General features: G+C 71.7%; 14 protein-coding genes. 6 read left to right on the forward strand and 8 right to left on the reverse strand.

Annotated elements, in window-relative coordinates; genetic code table 11:
• The first annotated feature begins 305 nt into the window (after positions 1–305).
• Together Pma05_RS03190 and Pma05_RS03195 are read left to right on the forward strand one after the other, a co-directional pair.
• The gene (locus Pma05_RS03190; protein WP_203855723.1) at positions 306–3,923 is read left to right on the forward strand and encodes a discoidin domain-containing protein; all 3,618 of its coding nucleotides are present in this window, start codon (positions 306–308) and stop codon (positions 3,921–3,923) included.
• A gap of 212 nt (positions 3,924–4,135) precedes the next feature.
• On the forward strand, positions 4,136–5,965 hold the full coding sequence (locus Pma05_RS03195) for an HEXXH motif domain-containing protein (RefSeq protein WP_203855724.1): 1,830 nt from the start codon (positions 4,136–4,138) through the stop codon (positions 5,963–5,965).
• Between the two features lie 77 nt (positions 5,966–6,042).
• Here Pma05_RS03195 and Pma05_RS03200 read toward each other — a convergent pair whose 3' ends face one another.
• On the reverse strand, positions 6,043–7,266 hold the full coding sequence (locus tag Pma05_RS03200; RefSeq protein ID WP_203855725.1) for an effector-associated domain 2-containing protein: 1,224 nt from the start codon (positions 7,264–7,266) through the stop codon (positions 6,043–6,045).
• 293 nt (positions 7,267–7,559) lie between these two features.
• Between Pma05_RS03200 and Pma05_RS03205 the strand changes: the two genes are divergently transcribed.
• Positions 7,560–7,739, forward strand: coding sequence for a hypothetical protein (locus Pma05_RS03205; RefSeq protein ID WP_203855726.1), 180 nt, complete (start codon positions 7,560–7,562; stop codon positions 7,737–7,739).
• Positions 7,740–7,816: 77 nt separating this feature from the next.
• Here the strand turns inward: Pma05_RS03205 and fxsT are convergent, their stop codons facing one another.
• The 3 genes from fxsT to Pma05_RS03220 all read right to left on the reverse strand — a co-directional run bounded on the left by fxsT (position 7,817) and on the right by Pma05_RS03220 (position 13,311).
• Complete coding sequence (gene fxsT, locus Pma05_RS03210; protein ID WP_203855727.1) at positions 7,817–11,245, reverse strand: FxSxx-COOH system tetratricopeptide repeat protein; 3,429 nt, start codon at positions 11,243–11,245, stop codon at positions 7,817–7,819.
• A gap of 508 nt (positions 11,246–11,753) precedes the next feature.
• Positions 11,754–12,143 carry an LppU/SCO3897 family protein gene (locus tag Pma05_RS03215; protein WP_203855728.1) on the reverse strand — a complete coding sequence of 130 codons (390 nt, stop codon included), beginning with the start codon at positions 12,141–12,143 and terminating at the stop codon, positions 11,754–11,756.
• 133 nt (positions 12,144–12,276) lie between these two features.
• Entirely contained in the window at positions 12,277–13,311 is a 1,035-nt protein-coding gene (locus Pma05_RS03220; RefSeq protein WP_203855729.1) for a DUF4034 domain-containing protein, read from the reverse strand.
• Positions 13,312–13,814: 503 nt separating this feature from the next.
• Between Pma05_RS03220 and Pma05_RS03225 the strand changes: the two genes are divergently transcribed.
• On the forward strand, positions 13,815–14,465 hold the full coding sequence (locus Pma05_RS03225) for an RNA polymerase sigma factor (protein WP_239311585.1): 651 nt from the start codon (positions 13,815–13,817) through the stop codon (positions 14,463–14,465).
• Between the two features lie 11 nt (positions 14,466–14,476).
• Positions 14,477–15,274 carry a hypothetical protein gene (locus tag Pma05_RS03230; protein WP_203855730.1) on the forward strand — a complete coding sequence of 266 codons (798 nt, stop codon included), beginning with the start codon at positions 14,477–14,479 and terminating at the stop codon, positions 15,272–15,274.
• 79 nt (positions 15,275–15,353) lie between these two features.
• Here Pma05_RS03230 and Pma05_RS03235 read toward each other — a convergent pair whose 3' ends face one another.
• The 3 genes from Pma05_RS03235 to Pma05_RS03245 form a co-directional block, all read right to left on the reverse strand.
• A complete protein-coding gene (locus Pma05_RS03235) occupies positions 15,354–16,325 on the reverse strand; it encodes an ADP-ribosylglycohydrolase family protein (protein WP_203855731.1) in 972 nt (323 codons plus the stop codon).
• A 62-nt stretch (positions 16,326–16,387) separates the two neighbouring features.
• The gene (locus tag Pma05_RS03240; RefSeq protein WP_203855732.1) at positions 16,388–17,419 is read right to left on the reverse strand and encodes a questin oxidase family protein; all 1,032 of its coding nucleotides are present in this window, start codon (positions 17,417–17,419) and stop codon (positions 16,388–16,390) included.
• Between the two features lie 74 nt (positions 17,420–17,493).
• On the reverse strand, positions 17,494–18,165 hold the full coding sequence (locus Pma05_RS03245) for a hypothetical protein (protein ID WP_203855733.1): 672 nt from the start codon (positions 18,163–18,165) through the stop codon (positions 17,494–17,496).
• Positions 18,166–18,283: 118 nt separating this feature from the next.
• Between Pma05_RS03245 and Pma05_RS03250 the strand changes: the two genes are divergently transcribed.
• Entirely contained in the window at positions 18,284–18,706 is a 423-nt protein-coding gene (locus tag Pma05_RS03250) for a DUF1801 domain-containing protein (RefSeq protein WP_203855734.1), read from the forward strand.
• Positions 18,707–18,759: 53 nt separating this feature from the next.
• Here the strand turns inward: Pma05_RS03250 and Pma05_RS03255 are convergent, their stop codons facing one another.
• The gene (locus Pma05_RS03255; protein WP_203855735.1) at positions 18,760–20,691 is read right to left on the reverse strand and encodes a multicopper oxidase family protein; all 1,932 of its coding nucleotides are present in this window, start codon (positions 20,689–20,691) and stop codon (positions 18,760–18,762) included.
• Positions 20,692–20,721 lie beyond the last annotated feature (30 nt).

Raw genomic sequence — 20,721 nt, forward strand, 5'->3', positions numbered from 1 at the left:
ATCCGCCCGAGGTGTTGACGCGGCCGTAGCACGTCTGCAACATTACGACGACACCACGCAAGTTTCGGGTCAGAGGTTGCTCAATAGCTTTCTACATCCCGGAATTTCTGGACAGGCGTTCTCTGTGCTCCTTCCCCGGCTGCCTCGGGGATCGGCCCTCGGCGGGGTCGCGGCGGCGGTGGACAGGTCGGACGGACGGCGCCACCGCTCGCTTCGGCGGCGGGCGGCAGCCGGGCCAGCCGCCGACCAGGCCCGGCCGCTCGCAGCACCTCCCAGTCGGTTCCGACGAGCGCCAAGGGAACACGATGAGACAGCTAGCACCGAGACCGCGCCTGATCGCGGCGACGCTCGCCACCGGACTACTCGTGGCCGCCGGATCGCTCTTCCCGACCCCGGCCTCCGCCCGCCCCGACGACGCCCCCCAGCGGGCCGAGGTCGCGGTCGCCGCCAGCCTCGGCGCCAGCAGCTCGCATCCGGAGTATCCGGTGGGCAACGCGGGCGACGGCAACCAGGCGACCTACTGGGAGAGCGCGAACAACGCGTTTCCACAGTGGATCCAGGCGGACCTGGGCTCCGCCGCCGACGTGAACCGGCTCGTACTCAAACTGCCGACCGGCTGGGGCACCCGTACCCAGACCCTCTCCGTGCAGAACAGCAACAACGGCAGCACCTTCAGCACCCTCGTCGCCGCCACCGGCTACACCTTCAACCCGGCCAGCGGCAACACCGTCACCGTCAACCTGCCGACCACCAACACCCGCTACCTGCGGCTGCACATCACCGCCAACACCGGCTGGCCGGCCGGTCAGCTCTCCGAACTGGAGGTGCACGGCCCGACCGGCGGCCCGGACAACCAGGCCCCGACCGCGCCGACCAACCTGGCCTACACCCAGCCGGCCAGCGGGCAGATCCGGCTGACCTGGAACGCCGCCAGCGACAACGTCGGCGTCGTCGGGTACGACGTCTACGCCAACGGCGCGCTGCGGGCCAACCTCGGCAACGTGCTGACGTACACCGACAACCAGCCGGAGAGCGCGACGGTCTCGTACTACGTACGGGCCCGGGACACCGCCGGGAACGTGTCGGGCAACAGCAACACGGTGACCCGGAACGGCACCGGCAACCCGCCGGCCGGGACGAACCTGGCGGTCGGCAAGCCGATCACCGCCTCGTCGACCGTGCACACCTTCGTCGCCACCAACGCCAACGACGACAACGTGGCGACGTACTGGGAGGGGGCCGGCGGGGCGTACCCGAGCGTGCTCACCGTGCAGCTCGGCGCGAACGCCACGGTCAGCTCGGTGGTGGTCCGGCTGAACCCGGACCCGGCCTGGGGCCCGCGCACCCAGACCATCCAGGTGCTCGGCCGCGAGCAGAGCAGCTCGTCGTTCACCAGCCTGTCGGCGGCGACGCTCCACACCTTCAACCCGGGCAGCGGCAACAGCGTCACCATCCCGGTCAGCGGCAACGTCGCCGACGTCCGGCTGTCGATCACCACGAACAGCGGGGCGCCGGCCGGCCAGGTCGCCGAGTTCCAGGTCTTCGGGGTGCCGGCGCCGAACCCGGACCTGACCGTCACCGCCGCCACCTGGAGCCCGGCCGCGCCGGTCGAGACCACCCCGATCACCGTCTCGGCCACCGTCCGCAACGCTGGCACCGCCGCCTCCGGCGCCACCAACGTCAACTTCTACCTGGGTACGACCCTGGTCGGCACCACCGCCGTCGGTGGACTCGCGGCCGGGGCCAGCAGCACCGTCAGCGCGGACGCGGGACCCCGCAACGCCGGCACCTACCAGTTGACCGCCAAGGTCGACGAGTCCAACAGTGTCGTCGAGCAGAGCGAGACCAACAACAGCTTCACCAACCCGTCCTCGCTGACCGTCGCCCCGGTGGCCAGCTCGGACCTGGTCGCCATCCCGAGCTGGTCGCCGAGTACCCCGGCGAACGGCCAGACGGTCACCTTCTCGGTGGCGATCCGCAACCAGGGCACCATCGCCTCGGCCGGTGGGGCACACGGCATCACGGTGACCGTGCTGAACGCCAGCGGCACGGCGGTACGCACGCTGACCGGCTCGTACACCGGCACCATCGCGGCCGGGGCCAGCACCTCGCCGGTGAACCTCGGCACCTGGACCGCGGCCAACGGCCGGTACACGGTCCGGACCGTACTGGCGGCGGACGCCAACGAACTGCCGGTGAAGCAGGGCAACAACACCAGTGACACCCCGTTCTTCGTCGGACGCGGCGCCAACATGCCCTACGAGATGTACGAGGCCGAGGACGGCGTACTCGGCGGCGGCGCGGCGGTCGTCGGGCCGAACCGGACCGTCGGCGACCTCGCGGGTGAGGCGTCGGGCCGGCGCGCGGTGACCCTGAACAGCAACGGCGCGTACGTCGAGTGGACCACCCGGGCCCCGACCAACACCCTGGTCACCCGCTTCTCCATGCCGGACGCCCCGGGCGGCGGCGGTGCCAACTCGACGCTGAACATCTACGTCGACGGCACGTTCCACAAGGCCATCGACCTGACCAGCCGGTACGCCTGGCTCTACGGGGCCGAGGCGAGCCCGACCAACTCGCCCGGCTCGGGCGGACCCCGGCACGTCTACGACGAGGCGAACGTCATGCTCAACTCGTCGATCCCGGCCGGCAGCCGGATCAGGCTCCAGAAGGATCCGGCCAACAGCCTCACGTACGCGATCGACTTCATCAACCTGGAGCAGGTCTCGCCGCGGGCGAACCCGGACCCGGCCCGCTACACCACGCCGACCGGGACCGGTCAGCAGGACGTGCAGAACGCGCTGGACCGGGTCCGGATGGACACCACCGGCAACCTGGTCGGCGTCTACCTGCCCGCCGGCACCTACAGCACCTCGAACAAGGTCCAGGTGTACGGCAAGGCGGTAAAGGTGGTCGGCGCCGGCATGTGGTACACCCGGTTCCAGACCCCACCCGGCCAGGAGAACACCGACGCCGGTTTCCGGGTCGAGAGTTCGGCGAACGGCTCGACGTTCGAGCACCTCGCCTTCTTCGGCAACTACACATCCCGGATCGACGGCCCCGGCAAGGTGTGGGGCGAGTTGTCGAACGTCTCCAACCTGACCTTCGACAACGTCTGGGTCGAGCACACCGTCTGCATGTTCTGGGGCGTGCACGTCAGCAACATCACCATCAAGAACTCGCGGATCCGCAACACCTTCGCCGACGCGATCAACATGACCAACGGCAGTACGAACAACCTGGTCAGCAACGTCGAGGGGCGCGGCAACGGCGACGACGCGTTCGCGCTCTTCTCCGCGACCGACGCCGGTGGCGGGGCGAACACCGGCAACGTCTTCGAGAACCTGACCGCGACGTTGACCTGGCGGGCGGCCGGGGTCGCGGTGTACGGCGGGCAGGACAACACCTTCCGCAACATGTACATCGCCGACCAGCTCGTCTACTCCGGGATCACCATCAGCTCGCTCGACTTCGGATATCCGTTCGTCGGGTTCGGGCCGGGGCTGACCCGGGTGGAGAACGCCTCGATAGTCCGGTCCGGCGGCCACTTCTGGGGCGCGCAGACCTTCCCCGGAATATGGGTCTTCTCCGCGTCTAAGGAGATGCGCGGAATACGGGTCAGTGACATCGACATCGTGGACCCGACCTATCACGGCATCATGTTCCAGACGAACTACGTGGGCGGTCAGCCACAGTTCTCGGTCACCGACACCATATTCACCAGCATCTCCATCAGTGGCGCGCAGCGCAGCGGTGACGCGTACGACGCCAAGTCCGGGTTCGGCATCTGGGCGAACGAGCTGCCCGAGGCCGGTCAGGGCCCGGCGCGCGGTACGGCGGTCTTCAACAACCTCCGGCTGAGCAACAACTACCAGAACATCCGGAACACCACGTCCACCTTCACCATCACCGTCAACCCGTAGTACCGCCGAAAGTGCGGGGTGTCACCGGAAGCGGCCACTTCCGGTGACACCCCGTACGTCGTCGTGCCAGTCGAAACCGACCCCACGCCGAAACGGCGATCTGATCGCTATCCGTCGATAGGTTGCCACCGCAGGCAGCGGCGGTAGAGTTTCCGGCACTGGCCACGGACGGGACAGCGCTGTCTACGCAAGACGGAGCGAGGAGTGTGTCAGTGGTGGACCGTGTCGCGCCCCAGCCGAGCCTCCCCCACCATCGCCTGCCCCGGGAACACCTCGACGCGCTCTGCACCGGCGACGGCGGCCCCGACCTGGTCCGGCAACTCTGGCACACCCAGCGCAGCCGACGACTCCTGCTGCTGCACGCGGTGGTCGAGGCGGCCCGCGCCGAACCACGGCTGCTCGGCCCGCTGCCGCCGGCCGACACCGCCCGGGAGGTGCTGATCCGCGCCGAGAAGGCGGCACCGGAGGCGTTCACGGAACTGCTGCTGCACCCGCAGGTCGGCAACTGGGCCGCGTACGCGCTGCGGCGCCATCGGGGCGGTGCGCGGGCGGGGGCGCCGATCTGGGTCGACTTCGGCGCACTGCACGCGGTGGCGCTGGTGGCCGCCGCCCGAGCCGGCCTGTCCTGGCGTACCCGGCTGCCCGTGCGCGCCGGTCGGGTCATGCTGCCGTCGCTCGGAATGGCGGTGCTCGCCGACCCGACCGGATGGCGCCAGGTGACGGCGGAATGCGCCGACGGTGTGCTCCGGATCGGTGCCCCAGGTGACGGGCCGACGGTCCGGCTCAGTTCACCCGAGGAAGAGATCCCGGGCTGGTGGAGCCTGCGGCGGCTGACGGTCGGCCCCGATCCCCGGCTACGCGTCCTGCTCGACGACGTCGACCCGTACCGCGAACTCGCCGACCCGGTCGAGCCGGACCGGCTCGACGCGGCGGCCGTGGCGCACTGGACGGAGCTGCTGGCCGGGGCCTGGCGGCTGCTCCACGACCAGCGGCCGGACGGCGCCGAGGCGATCGCGGCGGCCGTGGTGTCCCTGGTGCCGTTGCCCAGTACCGACGATTCGGAGACGCGCAGCGCGTCGACCGGCGAGGCGTTCGGCAGCGTGATGGTCTCGACCCCGCCGGACGAGGTGACCCTGGCGGTGGCGCTGGTGCACGAGTTCCAGCACATCAAACTCGGCGGTCTGATGCACCTCGTACCGCTCACCGCCGGCCCCGACGAGCAGGTGCGGTACGCCCCCTGGCGCGACGACCCACGCCCGATGAGCGGCCTGTTGCAGGGGATCTACGCCTTCGTCGGCATCGCCGGGTTCTGGCGCGAATACCGGCTCACCCGCACCGGACCGCACCGGCGCAGCGCGGACCTGGAGTACGCGTACGCCCGGGCGCAGGTCCGCGAGGCGCTCCGGGGCGTCCGGCAGCCGGGCGCCGGGCTGACCGGCTGGGGCGAGCGGCTCGTCGCCGGGCTGACCGAGCGGGTCGAGCCCTGGCTGGCGGATCCGCTACCGCCCGGCGTGGTACGGGGCGCCGAGCTCGTCGCCGCCGGTCACCGCGCCGGATGGCGGATCCGTCACCTGCACCCGCCGCCGGCCGACGTCCACCTGCTCACCCGTGCGTGGGTCCGCGACCAGCGGGTGGAACTCGACGCCTACCGGCCCGGCCTCAGCGCGCATCCGCAGCGGCGCTGGTCATCCGGAACGCTGCTGCTCGTCCGCCGGCACATCGCCGGACACCCGCTCCGGCTCGGTCCCCGGCTGCGCTCGCTCGACTTCACCGAGGCCGACGTCGCCCTCGTCCGGGACGACCCCGAGGCCGCCCGGGCCGGCTACCGCGCGCGCCTGGTGGCGAACGCAAACGACCTGAACGCCTGGGTCGGACTCGGGCTCAGCACGCTCGGCCCCGATCTCGACTCCGGTTCCGCGCTGCTGCACCGCCCGGAACTCGTCCGCGCGGTCTACCTGCACGCCACCGAGCAGGGCCACCGGCCCGATCCCGTCCGGCTCACCGACTGGCTGGACGAGGTGACCGCGGCGCTAACCGCCTGACCGCTCCTGACCACGGCCGAGCGACCGCAGCGCCAACCGCGCGCTGACCGCCTGACGGCTGCCGAGCGCCCGCGGCGCTAGCCGGCTGACCAGTGCCGCTCGACGATCCCGTTGATCCGCCGGTATTCCGGGTCGTCCGCCCCGAAGGTCAGCCGGAGCGCGTCGAGCAGGGCCTCCCGGCCGCCGGGATAGTGCTCGCAGGTCCGCACCAGCCCGACGACGTGCAACCTGCCGAGCACGCTGTCCGGGACCGCCGTCCGGATGTGCTCGGGCAACAGGGCGATGACCGCCCGCCGCTGGTAGTCGTCGCGCATCGCGGGGACGCTCAACAGCGCGTCGACGACCGTCTGGAGACCATTCGCCGCCGGTCCGGCAGGTCGCCGGTCGTCCGGCCCGAACGGCGCGGCCTCGGCCAGCAGCGCGCGGACGTACGCCGCTGCGGCCAGCGCCGCGTACGGATGCCAGACGTCGTTCTTCGTCCGATTGTCGCAGTAGTCGGCGACGCCACGGACCATGAACCACTGCCGCTCGTGCAGGTCGGCGGCGACCGCCACCCCGGAGCCCTCCATCTCCACGGCCCGGATCCGGTGGCGGCCCGCCAACGCGTCCCGGCGGGCCGCGTCGCGCAGCAACCGGTCCGCGCTGCCCACCGCGCCGCGGTGTACCCGGGGTGAGCCGACCGGCCACTCCGGTCGGATGTCCGGCCGGCTTTCGACACTCTCCTGTGGACGAAGCGGATCCGTCTCCTCGGCCGGTCGGCGGAACCCTGCCGTCCTGCCCTGCGCCGTGCCGAGCAGCGCCGCCCAGGGCAGCTCGCCGGTCAGCTCCCTCATCTCCAGTTCCCGATCCGCCCGGATCAGCGCCTTCGACGGCTGTTGCACCGATCGGCGCAGCGTGTCGCTGCCGTCCACCGTCCAGACGTGGTCGTAGTCGACGACGCCCTTCGTCGCCACCACGATGTCGCCGAGCCGCACGTCCCGGTCGGGCTGGTGCAGCGCGGGTACGCCGCCGGCTATCCCGCACATCACGAACGTCCCCAGTCCGGGAAAGCTCCGCGCCATGTCCGCACAGATCGCCGCCGCGTTACGGGTGCCGTCCTCGGCCTGCACTGCGGTGACGACCCGGTGCGGGCGCTCCGGATCCCGGCTCGGCAGCACCCCGGCACGGTAGTGATTGGGGTCGCCGGGAACTCGAAGCTCCGCCAGCTCGTCGACCATCATCCGCAGCGCCACGCATTCCACCGGTAATGCGGTGACGATGCCGACTTCGACGTCGGAGGACGCGCCAAAGGATCTCGACATTGAACCTTTTCCCACCTGGACCGCGCGGCCCTCACGCACCGCGTCCGATCCTGCGGTCCGCCGGACCGCAGGGGGAGGTTGAAAAAGGTTCATTGGATGCCCCCAGGAGATTCAGCATCCCACCGGCCGCCGGCAAAAAACAGAGATGAATCACGACCGAGTTGCCCGAGGCGTGTGGGAAACTGGTGAAACCGCAGGGCAACGGACCGGACACTCCCCGCCACCGATGTCGGCCGGGTCAGCGCACGCTCGCGGGTGATGAGACGGCGTCCCCCAGAGGAAGGAACCGGCGAGTGGAAAGCTCCTTCTCCCGAGACGTCGAGACGGAACTGGTCGACCTCAGCAACGACTCCCTCGCCACGTTGGCCGGCCGCGACCAGGAGTTGCTGGCTCGGCCCCTCCAACGGGTCATGGACCAGGTGGAACGGCCGCGCAGCAACATCGGCAGCGGACCTCCCGGGCGGGTGGACTGACCGGCCCGGCCGCCGCGAGCGGGAGCCGGCGCCGAGCCGCCGCCACCCCGGGACGGGCGGCGAGGCGGCGCCCCGGCTCACAGGGGCATCGGGTCCACGTCGCAGTCCGCCCGTACGCTCTGGATCGCGTTCAGCGTCGCCGGATGCCGTTCCCCGAGCACCCGTCGGAGCCGAGCCATCGTGTCGGAGAGGATCTTGTCTGCCTCGTTCACCCGCCCCAGCGCCCGCAGATCCAGCGCCAGGTTGACGCTACAGGCGAGAGTCGACGGGTGCTCCACCCCGAGGACCCGTTCCGACCGGGCCAGGGTGTCGGTGTCGTGTTCGTAGGCGGTCTGTAGGCTGCCGAGCGCGTAGAGGTCACTGGCCAGGTTCGTGGCGCAGGTCAGCGTCACCGGATGGTCGTTACCCAGGGTGGATCGCAGCGCCGCCAACGCCTCGCTGTCGTGCCGGTACGCGGCCTCGGCGTCACCTTGCAGTCGCAGCACGATCGCGTGGTTCGTCCGGGCCGCCAGCAGGTAGGGGTGCCTCGGGCCGAACATCCGGTCGTAGCGCTCGAGGGTGGCCTCGCCGAGATCCAGTGCTGCGGACAGGTCGCCGGCATGCCGCAGGTCGATCCCGAATCCCACCGCCGTGGCGATGGTCTCCGGATAGTCGTCGTCGTAGCGGCGGCGGTATTTGTCGAGGGTCTTCTCGGCCAGGTCACGAGCACCGGGATGGTCACCGGCCTTCCGCCGGGCGACCGCCAGCGTACGGCTGGCCTTCAACGTGGCCGGAGCCTCGGGGCCGAACGCCGCCAGGTGCCGAACGTAGAGGTCCTCCTGTTGCCGGCGGGCCTGGAGATAGCTGCCGGACTCGCGGATGTCGAGCAGTAGGTTGGTGAGGCTGTTCAGGGTCGCCTCGTCGTCCGGCCCGAGGATGGTCGCCCGGCGATCCGCGGTGTCCCGGTCGAGTTCGGCGGCCCGCTTGAACTCGCCGTTGAGTCGCAGGCTCACTCCGAGGCTGTTCGCGCAGATCAACGTCGCGGGATCGTCCTCACCGAACTCGCGCCGGGCAACCGCGAGCGCCCGTTCGTCGAGGTCGCGGGCGGCGACGAACTCCCCACCGGTACGCAGGTCGATCGAGACCATGTACATGGCGTCGATGGTGCCCTCGTCCTCGTCGCCGAGCGTCTGACGGTAGAGCTCGAGCGTGTGCCGGTTCAGCTCCCGGGCCTTGCGGTATTTCCCGTTGATCCAGCGCGTCCAGCCGAGCCACTTGGCCAGCCGGAGCGTCTGCGGGTCCGCCTCACCGCGGTTACCCACCCACAGGCCGTGCGCCTCCTCGGCCAGTTCCTCGCTGCCGGTGTGGTCGCCCCAGTGATAGAGGAACTGCACGATCCCGAAGACCAGGTCCTCGACTCGGGGATCGGTGGATTCCACCGCCCGGGAAACGGTCACGTGCGGCCGGAGCGCCTGGTAGTTGTCCCACTGGTCCCGCCGGCTCGGGTTGTTGGGGTTGCCATTCGCCAGCAGCGTGTGCGCGCCCCGGCGCATCAGCGTCCGCTCCTCGTCGTCCATCCCGCCGACCAGCACCGCCTGGATGAGCCGGTGGATCTGAAGCGTGTTGCGCCGATGGTCGATCCGGGCGAGCGCGTACCGCTGGATGTCGCGGATCGCCCGACTGAGCCGGAACTTGTCGCTGAGGGTCGCGTCGAGAGCGGGCGTGATCGGCGCCGTCGGCGAGCCGGCGAACAGATCCCGCGAGATCGGCTCGGGAGCGAAGAAGGAACAGATCTGCAACAACTGGAAGGCGCCCTCGTTGACGTCCCGCAGTTTCTCCAGCGAGAGCTTCCAGGCCGCCGCCACCGACCGCTTGTAGTCCGGCGATGGTGAGGCGTCCAGCAACTCGATCCGCTTGTCCTCCAACAACGCGAGATATTCGTCCACCGGCATGCCGGTGGCCGCACGCCAGGCCGCGGCCTGCTCGATGGCGAGCGGCAGGTCCCCCAGGGCCTCCGCGAGCCGGTCGGTGTCGGCGTCGGACAGCTCGGGGTTGCGTTTCCGCAGGAACGTCCGGCTCTCCTCACGGGTGAAGACGTCGACCTCGATCGCCTGGCTGACCCGGGCCCAGTCGAGGTCGCGGGAGGTGACGAGGATCTTGCCGGCGCCGCCGGTGGGGAAATACCGCTGCACCTCCTCCGGCGCCTCGGCGTTGTCGAAGACGAGCAGCCAGCTGTCGTACGGCACCTGGCCGGTGCTCAGCGCCTCCCGTACGGCGGGAACGGCGCTGTTCGCCTCGGGACTCACGTCGAGATCCAGTCGCTGGGCGAGTTTGGTAAGCGACGCCAGGATCTGACCGTCCTGTTCGGATGGTACCCACCAGATCAGGTCGTAGTCGCTGCTGTGCTGGTGCACGTACTCGATGGCGACCTGCGACTTGCCGACGCCGCCCATGCCGTGCAGCGCCTGCGGCAGCACCGCGGTCTCCCGGGAGGCCCGCAGCTCGTTGTGCAGGTGTTCGAGGAGTTCCTTGCGGCCGGTGAAGTTCGGATTTCGCTGCGGCACGTCGCCCCAGACCTGCGGCAGCTTGGCGGTGGACCGCTGGGTGGGGGCGACGGGAGGCATCGGATCTCCTCGCAGTAGGCCCGCCTCGCTCTCGGTTGGCACGGGCACGTCGACGACGTCGGTCAGTCCAATCTCTGCCAGCTCATCCGATTCGTCCGGATCGGCTGCAAGGATCGTAGCAATTTGTCCGGTATCCGCTGACCCCTCGCCATCGTCGCCGCCGACCTCCGCCGGCGGGTCGGCCGGGTGGTGCGGGGCCGACGGCCCCTCCGGGTCGACGGTCGGTACCGCCACCGCGCCCGCCCCGTCGACCGGGCCATCGGGTGGTCGGCGGAGTGCCCGGAACTCGTCGAGCACCTCGAGGCGCTCGGCCTGCCCCTCCGCCCAGTTCGACAACTCGACCGCGATCGGACCGTCGAGCTGGGCCGCGACATCGTTGACCAAGACCAACGCCGCCGGCAGCCGGTGCCGGCCGTGCGCCTGGGTGGCGAGGTGATCGAACGCCGTTGTCAGGTTCTTGACCGTGCCCGGCAGGTGCGGAACCGATGCGTTCGTCGCTCGTCGCCACCAGCCCGGCTCGGGCCGCCCTTCCTCCGCTCTGCGGAGCAGTTCGTGCACCCGCTTGACCTCGCTGTCCGGCAACAGGTTGAGCAACGCGGCCGATTCGATCAACTGGGTCGCGCGTTTCGTGCCGGGCGCGTCAGGTGCCATCGTCGCCAGCGCGGCGACCAGCGCCCGGAGCCCGCCGGGATTACCCAGGCACGCCAACACGATCTCCACGACGTGCAGCCTGGCCTCCGAACGCTCCTGGACATCGGGAAAGTTGATGACGTCACGCCTGACCAGATTTATGAGCAGGCGCCGGTCCGGAAGCGCATTCATAAATTGCACGTCGATCAGCGCAGAAATGAGCGCGTCCCGCAGCTCGGCGGCGGGATCTTTCTTGATCGAGCCCTGCGCCACGCTCTTCCCCCATCACCTGCTCGATACGCCGGGACCGGTTAGCCCATGATGCACCGCCCGAAGAGCCGAGGGCAATTGCCGAGTGTCGCATGCACAACCCGCGCGCAAGGAGCCTATGGGCCGACGCTCCGAAGGTCCAGACGTCACCGTCGCGATCTCATATGCCGGAGCGATCACGCGCTTTGCCGTCGCCGGGCAGCGCACCGAGCCGTTCACATATGACCAGGCCAACCGCGAGCCAGCGAGGATGGCGCGGGAGCGCGAGCGATCCGGATACCCGAGTGGTGGAGGTGGCGGTCCACGGTGGCCTTCGGGTCGGGCGGGCGGCGATCACCGGGGCTGCCCCTTCGACCTCCCCTGCGGTCCGTCGTGGCCGTCGGCGCCGGGGCGTCCGGGTCGAGAAAGGTTCGGTGGTGCCGGACCGCCGCCTGGTCCGCGCGCCCGGCGGGTCCGGACCAGCGAGCCGGAGGCCGCCGCTCGCCCGGCCCGAACCCGCCGGGCGGCGGGGTCATTCGCCGACCGGCCCGAGGCAGAGGATGAAACCCTTCGCGAACCGCCGTCCGTCCTCGAAGAAGGACGCCTCGGTCTCCGGGTGGGCCGCACACGCGGCGTCGTTGTGATCGGCCTCGGTCTTACCCTCCAACCGGGCCAGCACCTTCCATTGCGCGGCACCGTCGGCGCAGTCGACCGTACGCAGTTCGGAGACCGTCTGACCGGCCATGCAGTCGCCCGCCTCGGCCTGGTTTGGCTCGTCGAGTCCCAGATAGATCGCGAACGGCGCCACCAGCACCGCGATGCCGAAGAGGACGACCCGGAACTTGCTGATCGGCCGAAGGCCACGGAACCAGGTGACTATCGACTTCTTCGGCCGCTGTTCCGCCCCCGTCACGTTGGACATGCTCGGTCTTTCCCTTTCTCATGATCGAATGGACCGGCAGAGAATAGCGAGCACGACGGGCCGACGGAAGCCGTACCGGATCGGATTCCGGGAGAAGGGCGACAGCGATTTCGGCGGCGTTTCCGTTACACCGCTACCGTGGCGGCTCGTTCCGGTTGGCGTAGGCGATGTCCCGCCAGGTGGCGAAGCGCCCGGCCGGGTCGCTGCCGCTGGAGTAGTACCACGGCCACTCGGTCACGTTGTCGCCGATCGCGTCGAAGACGGCTGCCGCCGCCGGGTAGTCCTCGGCGAAGGAGAAGGCGAGCGCGAACGAGTTGAACGGGCTGGGCCAGCCCGGCCGGCGCCGGTACTCCGGGTGCCAGATCGACTGCTCGGCCGCCGCCCGCAGTTCGGCGCGTACCGGCGCACTCATGATGTACGGGTCCTTCTCCTCGCTGGGCAGGTCGAGCCAGTGCTCGATGTGCGCCACCACGACCAGCTCGGGCAGCATGCTCCCGGCCGGCGCATTCGCCGCCGCCGTACGCGCGAAGTCGAACATCTCCTCCGTGCTGCCGAACCACTTCCGGCAGAGGAACTGGAGCATCTGCTGATGCGCGATGAGATGCGTGGGATGCCGGCGGATCACCTCCGCGAAGCGGTGCGTCGCCTCCTCCCGGCCGACCTGGCGGCCCCGGGCGGCGGTCACCAGGAAGGTCCACGCGGTCGTGTCCTCGGGGTCGCGGTCCACCACCTCGTCGAGGCAGTTCTCGGCCATCCGCAGCCGGTCGAAGAAACCGCTGAACTGGCTCTGGCTGGTGTTCTCGGCGGTGGCGCCACCGCGCGCCTCCCAGGCCCAGTAGACGCCGTGGCAGCCGCGTACCAGCATCGGGAGGGTGGAGTGCGGCTCGGCCGCGATCCAGTCCTCGATCCAGTCCTGCACACCCTCGACGTCCGCGCAGACACCGAGATAGAACGCCCGGTCGTCGGGATGCTCGACCGAGCCGAGGAAGTCACGGACGGCCGTCCAGTTCCGCTGGCGGAGCGCGGACCGCAGCCACGCCGCCCCCGGGTCGCCCTTGGCCTTGTCGATCGGCGGCGCGGTACTGGCCGGACGCTCCGGCGACACCTCGATCCGCTTCTTACGGAACGGCCACATCACGGTCTCCCCTTCCCCGATGTCGACGCGCATCCCGCGCCTTCTCGACGCCCTCCGCACCAGGTCCGACCCGCGCGAGACCAGGGCGGACATCCCGACAGTCCGTTGCCGGAGCGCAGAGGTTACCGGGCGTCGGGTCGGGCGCTGGCAGGGGCCGCGCCCGGAGTCGCCGGGATACGCTGCACATCGCGACCGGCGACGTACGCACCGTGGCCATCCGGCGGGCGCTCGGCAGGAGTGGGTGCGAACTCGCCGGCAGTAGCGCCGGAGGACGCGATCGCGTTACCGGAACTCGCCGTGCCGGCTGGCGGAGATATGTCACTCGTTCCGAGACGGCCACGACTTGCCTAGGGACTCGGCCCGCACCTAGCGTGGGGCGGCGATCACGTGGACGGGGGACGACCGGTGCGGATCGGGATCCGACGACAACGCACGGTACGACGAGACGCTGCGGAGAGCGCTCCGGTATCCCGTCATCATGTCCGGACGGCACCCCGGGCGGACGGGACCGGGGCGACCCGTAACGGAGTCGAGCCGTGCCGACCGAGCTGACCGCCCTGGTCCGGTCGGCGCAGCAGGGCGACGAGTACGCGTTCCGGATGCTCTATCGGGAACTCCAGCCCGGACTGCTGCGCTACCTGGCCGTGCTGGTCGGGCCGGAGGCCGAGGACGTGGCGTCGGAGACCTGGTTGCAGATCGCCCGCGACCTGGGAACCTTCGCCGGCGGGCCGGGCTTCCGGGCCTGGGCCACCCGGGTCGCCCGTAACCGGGCGCTGGACCACCTCCGCCACCAGCGCCGTCGGCCGACCGTGCCGGTACCGGTCGAGGCGCTCTCCGAGCTGGCGGGCGCCGAGGACACCGCCGCGAGTGCCGACGAAGGGCTGGGCACCGACACCGCCGTCGCACTGATCGCCACCCTGCCGCGTACCGAGGCCGAGGCGGTGCTGCTGCGTACCGTGATCGGGTTGGACGCCGAGAGCACCGCGCGGGTACTCGGCAAGCGACCGGGAGCGGTACGCACCGCCGCCCATCGCGGGCTGCGTCGGCTGGCCCGCATCCTGGCGCAGAACGGGCGGGACGCGGTGGAGCCGGTTAGCGGCGGACCGACGGTCGGGCGGTCCGCCGACGCACGGGCCGCCGACGTACGGGCCGGCGAGGATGTCGAGGCTGCACAGGGATGGCGCTGAGGAAGATGAGCATGGGTTTCCGCCGACGCGGTCGGCCCGATCCGGAAGCGGCGGAGCGGCTGCTCGACGCCGTCGCGGCGGGCGGCACCGAGGCCCGGCAGGCACACGGCGGCGTCCAGGACCCGCTCGCGAACCTGCTCGCCGTCGCGGCGGCGCCGGCCCGGCCCGGTGAACTCGACGGCGAGGACGCCGCGGTGGCGGCGTTCCGGGCGGCTCGCGACGCCCGGAGCAGGGCCGACCCGGCGCCGACACCCCGGACGACGGAGGCCCGGGGCGCCCTGGCCGGTGCGTCCGCCCGACCACCTGCCGGGCGGGGCCGGCTGACCGCCGGCGCGTTCGGCTGGGTCGCGGTGGTGGTGGCCACGCTCACCGCCGGGGTGGCGCTGGCGGCGGAGATCCCCGCGCTGCGTCCCGCCGGGCCACCCCGCAGCACACCGAGCGTCGACGTGGGACCGACGTCGGTGCCGACGACCGCACCGACGACGACCGCACCGACGACGACCGGACCGACGGGGCCGTCCACCGGACCCGGCAGCAAGCCGCCAACGACCGGGCCCGGCCGGACTCACCCACCCCAGTCGCTGGTGGCACAGTGTCACGCCTTCCTGACCAAGGGTCGCCCCGACTCCGGTCACCCACCCACCCCGCTGGTGCGGGCGGCCGGCGGTCGGGCCGAGGTCGAGGAGTACTGCCGACGCCTGCTGGCCATCGATCCGAAGCCCGGCCGGGACGACCCGAACGGGCCCCGCGACAAGGACGCGCCGGTCGAACCGCCCGGCCGGTCGCCCGGCGGCAACGGGTCCGGCTGAGCCGGGCGGCAACGGGTCCGGCTGAGCCGCCGCCTCTCCGGCAGCCGCGGCCGTCCTCGACCCCGCCGTCGTGGGCCGGCTATCGCCGACCGCTGCCCGGGCCGTCGTCCGGGTGCCGGTCGACCCAGCCGGGCAGCGCCTCGCGGGCGGCCAGCCAGGTCGCCGGCACGCCGACCGCGTCGGGGCGGTCGCCGATCCCGGTGTACGCGGCCAGCACGCCGCCGACGATCGCCCCGGTGGTGTCGACGTCCCCACCAGCGGCCACACAGGCGGTGATCGCGGCCGGATAGTCGCCGAGATGGGTCGCGGCGACCCAGAGTGTGAACGGGACGGTGTCCTGGGCGGTCACCCGTGAGCCGTTGCCCAACTCGTACGCCGCCTCCTCGACGGTCACCGCCGTTCCGGTGAGCAGTCGACGGGCCCGCTCGACGCCCCGACGCACCTGCCCGTCGATCAGGTACGGCTCCAGCCGGTCGAGGAACTCGGGCGCGGTCGGGCGTACCCCGGTGAGCCGGGCCTGTCCGGCGTACGCGGCGGCGACCGCGACCAGCACGGCCCCGGCGATCCCCTCGGGGTGCGCGTGGGTCACCTCGGCGGACCGGATCGCCTGCTCGGCGGCCCGACGCGGCCGGTCGGCGTGGTAGGCGCCGAGCGGAGCGACCCGCATCGCGGCGCCGTTGCCGCAGGAGCCCTCTCCGCCGAACGCGTCGCGGGCCGCCTCCCGCCATGGCACACCGTCCCGGATCCGGTGCAGGATCACCACCGCGCCCGCCCCGTAGCCCCGGTACGGCTCGCAGCGCTCCGCGAACGCGACGGCCAGCCGGTCCGACCCGATCTCGCCGTACGCCCCGAGTTCGGCAACCACCGAGCAGGCCATCTCGGTGTCGTCGGTCCACTCCCAGGGGCCGGCCGGCGGTCGACCCGCCGCCAGCTCGGCCGGTGACCGGTCGGCCATGAAGAACTGTGCGCCGAGCGCGTCACCGACGGACAACCCGTGCAGGCTGTCGTAGCAGAGGTCGAGCCGGGCCGGCTCGGGCAGGACGACGGACATCGCCTCCGATCATGCCCCAGTCGGGTCCGGATCCGCCCGCCCCGGTCCGCCGGCCCAATGGATCAGTCGGTCAGCGGTCGGATCGACTCGGCGACCAGGGCCGGCAGCGTCGGGTCACCGCTGCGGGCGTACGTGTCGATCGCGGTGTCGACGAACTTGATCGCGTGCTCGTCACCGGAGTACACCGCCCGGCTCCACACCTCGTCGAACCGCTGGTCCGGCCGCACCGCCGGATCCGGGCGCGGCTCGGCCGGCGCGTAGGCGGCGGTGACGGCGGCCGTGGCGGCCCAGGCGGCGGCGAGACTCGGCGGCCAGAGTTCCGCCGGCAGCACGGGCAGGGTACGCAGCACCGCGTTCGGGGCGGTCGCGGCGTGCACCAGCATGATCGGGCTGGCGTAGCCGTGGCTGCCGTACCGGACGACGGCGGCGTCGACGATGGCCGCCAGCCGGGCCGGGACGGTCGCGCCACGGTCCCCGGGGACCGCCCCGGCGACGGCCGGCCACTCGGCCGAGCCGGCGAGTTGGGCGAGCCGGGCCCGGATCCCGAACCGCTGGTCGGGCACCCGGGGCACCCGGTCGAGCGCGGTCCTCGGATCGACGGCCGGGTATGGCGCGCTGCCGGGTGGGGCGAGCGGCTGCCACCGGGCGGCCCAGTAGGCGAGTCCCGCACCGAGTTCGGCGATCCGGAACGGCGTCTCGGCGTCGCGCAGTGCGCGTACGGCGTGTCCGACCCGGATCACCCCGTGGGTGGCGCCGGCGGCGATCCCGGGCAGCAGGCGGGGCCACCAGCGGACCAGCACCGCCGGCCAGGACTCGCCGGCCAGTTCCCGGGCGAAGTAGTCCAGCCAGTCGCCGGCCCGGGTCGGGTCACCGAGCGGGTCCCGCCATTCCTCCACCGGGATCGGCGAGATTCCCCGGGGTCGCTCCGTCAACCGGTCCGCGTAGCGGTCCAGCCAGCGGTGGACCCGGGCCCCGTCCCCGTGCCGGGCCAGGGCTTCCGCCGCCATCGGGGCATGGTTCGACAGCCAGCCGTCACGCTCGGGACCGGTGTTCCGGAGCCGCTCGTACGCCTCGTCGATGGTGAAGTCTGCCATGGTCACCAGGTTGCAGGTTCAACCTCGCTTGAAGTCAACTCGCTGGCACCGCAGGTCGGTGTGCGGGTACCGGATCACCGTTGACAGGCCCTCAGCGAGGTACTGGTCCGGGCGTTCCGGGTCGAGCCGTCCGTGAACTTCGCCGTCGCGGTGATGGCGATGGTGCCGCCCGCCGAGTTGCGCGGTTCGGCCCGGAACGGACCCAGGCTGGCCAGCCAGGTCCCCCGGTCGTTGCCGATGGTCCGGGCGGATCCGCTGCCGTCGAACGCGACCACGGTGTTCACCCGGTAGCGGAACGACACCGACGAGACGTTGCCGGCCGTACCCACCCGGACCTGCACCAGCCCGAAGCTGGGGTTACCACAGCCCTCCTGGTGCAGGCCGGTGAAGTTCTGCGGCTGGCCGAACCCGCCGGTCACCCGGACCGTCACCGTCGTCTGCTCGCCCATCGTGCGGGCGCGGCGGGGCGGCGTGGTGCTGGCCGGCGGCCGGGTGGTGCGGGTCGCCGTGGGCCTCGGCGTGGGGGTCGGGCTCGCGGCGGTCGGGGTGGGCGCGACCGACGAGGAGCCGGCGGCCGGCACCCCGTCCGACCACTGTGGAGGCTGGGCGCCCTGGCCCGCGCAGGCCGCCGTGAGGGACAGGGCCGCCGCGCACGCCACGGCGAGCACGACACCTGATCGGGTACGCCGAAAGTTGAGGACAGTCACCATGATCCCGTCGGTCGTGTTGGCCCCATTTCGCGGCATCAGCCGGCGTTGACCGTAGTCCTATCCCTCGATGTCGCCAAATCCACCCCGGATAGCGGGACAAGTCCGCACTTCGGTGTGGTTGAGGTCGACGGGCCGGGCCGGGGAGAATGGCCGGATGCCGAAGACCGCTCCGACCGAGGTGTCGGTGGACGACTTCCTCGCCGCCCTACCCGACGAACAGCGCCGGGCGGACGCCGACCGGCTCCGGGCCCTGCTCCGCGACGTCACCGGCGAGGAGCCGGTGATGTGGGGGCCGAGCATCGTCGGCTTCGGCCGCTACCACTACCGCTATCCGAGCGGCCACCAGGGCGACGCCCCGCTGGTCGGCTTCTCCCCCCGTCGCCAGCACCTGGTGGTGTATCTGGTCGGCGGCTTCGAGCAGCGGTACGCCGCGACGCTGGCCCGGCTCGGGCCGCACAAGACCGGCAAGGGCTGCCTCTATCTCAAGAGCCTGGCCGGAGTGGACGAGACGGCGCTGCGCGAGTTGGTCGACCGTACGGCACGGGTGCACCGGGGCGTCGACACCGCCACCGGGTAGGGCCGACCACGGCCGGCCCGACCGCCGCCGACCGGCGCTGGGCCGGCCGACGGTCAGTGCCCGAGATCGGGGTCGGCGGGCAGCGGCCCGACGTGGAACGGCAGCATCATCTCGTCGTCCTCGTGCTCCAGGATGTGGCAGTGCCAGGTATACCGGCCGGCGGTGTCGAACCGCGCCTTCACCCGGGTGACGTGGCCGGGCAGCACCACCACGGTGTCCTTGAACCCGCGCTCCGCGTCGTCCGGCGGCCGTAGGCCGTCCCGTCCCCGCCCGATCACCTGGAACTGCACCTGGTGCATGTGCATGGCATGGGCGTCCGGGGTGAAGTTGTGGAACTCCCAGACCTCCGTCGCGCCGAGCCTCGGGGTCTCGGTGACCGGGCTGTGGAACCGGTGCGGCAGACCACGGCCGTCCGGGCCGACCGTGCCGAGGAGCTGCACCCGGCGGGCCGCCGGACCGGACGGATCCGCCTGGCGGATGTTCAGGGACAGCCGCCGGGTGAGGGTGGCCGGACCGAGCGGGGTGATCGGGGGCAGCCGGAGCTGTTCCGGCGGCACACTGAGGTCCGGCCCGCTGGCGGCGCCGACGACGAACTTCAACACCTGACCGGTGCTGTACGGATCCGCCGCCTCGAAGTCCACCCCCGGTTCGCCGCCCCGGTAGCCGCCGTCCGGCCCCTCGTTGACCAGGTAGAGCACGGTGCCCTCGGCAAGTCCGGTGAAGTCGACGACCACGTCCATCCGTTCGGCGGTGCCGAGCAGCAACCGCTGCCGTGGCACCGGCGCGGGCAGGAATCCACCGTCGCTGCCGACCTGCCAGAACGGCAGCACCGCCGAGGCCGGCCGGGCGGTAGGGCTGGCCGCGATCGTGAGCAACAGGAAGCGTGAGTTGCAACCGTTGAGCAGTCGGAGCCGATAGCGGCGTGGCTCGACCGGGAGTACCGGCCAGGTCCGGCCGTTGACCACCATGGTCTCGCCGAAGAAGAGGTGCCCGCCGCCCGACGACGCGTCGCCGCCCGGCGAGTGCGGGTCGCCGTGCTCGGCGCCGTACGCCGGGTCGGGGTACGACAGTTCGCCGTCCGGGGTGAACGACCGGTCCTGGATCAGCAGCGGGATCTCGTACGGCCGGGTGTCGGTCGGGTCGCCGAGCTGCGGTGCGGGCCCGGGCAGCACCCCGGGGGGCAGGTCCGTCGGACCACCCCGGAGCAGGTAGAACCCGGCCGGGCCGGCGTAGACGTTGAGCCGGGTCAGCCCCATCGTGTGGTCGTGGTACCAGAGCGTGGCCGCCCGCTGGTCGTTCGGATACTGGAAGACGGCCGCCCCGGCCGGCCAACCGAGCTCGTGCCGTTCCCCGAACGACCGGGCGAACGCCGGGTACGCGGAGCCGTGCCGGGCGAAGCCGTCCGGGATGTTCCGGGCGTCCGGCAGGTACCACGCCTCGGGATAGCCGTCGCTGTCGTCGGTGGTGTGCCCGCCATGCAGATGCGTGATGATCGGGACCGGCCCGGCGTACCGCCCGGAGCCGTGCTGCCCGAGCATCCCGCCGCCGGGGTCGGCCCAGTCGATGGTGGGGTCGACGGCGAACAGGTGCGGCAGGAAGTCGCCATCGGCGTCGACCAGCTCGTTGACCCAGGTGACCCGGACCGGACGATCGACCCGGGCCTCCACGGTGTGTGCCGGGTAGCCGAAGGTCTCCGGTTGGTGGGGAGCGCCGTACCCCCAGACGGTGGTGGCCGGCAGGCCGGGTGGCAGGACCTGCTGGCGGAACTGCCGGACTCCGATCACGTACTCGTCGAAGGGGCACTCCGCACTGCCCGGCAGCGGCGGCATCGGCGCCGGGATCCGCAGCTCGGTGACGTACTTCGGAATCCCGGCCGCCCCGGTCGACGGTGCCGGACCGTCCGCGCGGACCCGCCGGGCCGGCGGCAGCAGCAGCCCGGCTCCCCCGGCGACGCCGGCCACGATCAGCTTTCTGCGTGACACCATGCCGCTCTCCACCCCCGGCGCCCGTCAGGC

This window comes from Plantactinospora mayteni (genome assembly GCF_016862935.1).
In the GTDB taxonomy this organism is placed as follows: domain Bacteria; phylum Actinomycetota; class Actinomycetes; order Mycobacteriales; family Micromonosporaceae; genus Plantactinospora; species Plantactinospora mayteni.

Coding starts and splice junctions, on each gene's coding strand:
- Pma05_RS03190 (WP_203855723.1), top strand. CDS start 306: ATGAGACAGCTAGCACCGAGACCGCGCCTGATCGCGGCGACGCTCGCC.
- Pma05_RS03200 (WP_203855725.1), bottom strand. CDS start 7,266: ATGTCGAGATCCTTTGGCGCGTCCTCCGACGTCGAAGTCGGCATCGTC.
- Pma05_RS03215 (WP_203855728.1), bottom strand. CDS start 12,143: ATGTCCAACGTGACGGGGGCGGAACAGCGGCCGAAGAAGTCGATAGTC.
- Pma05_RS03220 (WP_203855729.1), bottom strand. CDS start 13,311: ATGCGCGTCGACATCGGGGAAGGGGAGACCGTGATGTGGCCGTTCCGT.
- Pma05_RS03230 (WP_203855730.1), top strand. CDS start 14,477: ATGGGTTTCCGCCGACGCGGTCGGCCCGATCCGGAAGCGGCGGAGCGG.
- Pma05_RS03235 (WP_203855731.1), bottom strand. CDS start 16,325: ATGTCCGTCGTCCTGCCCGAGCCGGCCCGGCTCGACCTCTGCTACGAC.
- Pma05_RS03240 (WP_203855732.1), bottom strand. CDS start 17,419: ATGGCAGACTTCACCATCGACGAGGCGTACGAGCGGCTCCGGAACACC.
- Pma05_RS03245 (WP_203855733.1), bottom strand. CDS start 18,165: ATGCCGCGAAATGGGGCCAACACGACCGACGGGATCATGGTGACTGTC.
- Pma05_RS03250 (WP_203855734.1), top strand. CDS start 18,284: ATGCCGAAGACCGCTCCGACCGAGGTGTCGGTGGACGACTTCCTCGCC.
- Pma05_RS03255 (WP_203855735.1), bottom strand. CDS start 20,691: ATGGTGTCACGCAGAAAGCTGATCGTGGCCGGCGTCGCCGGGGGAGCC.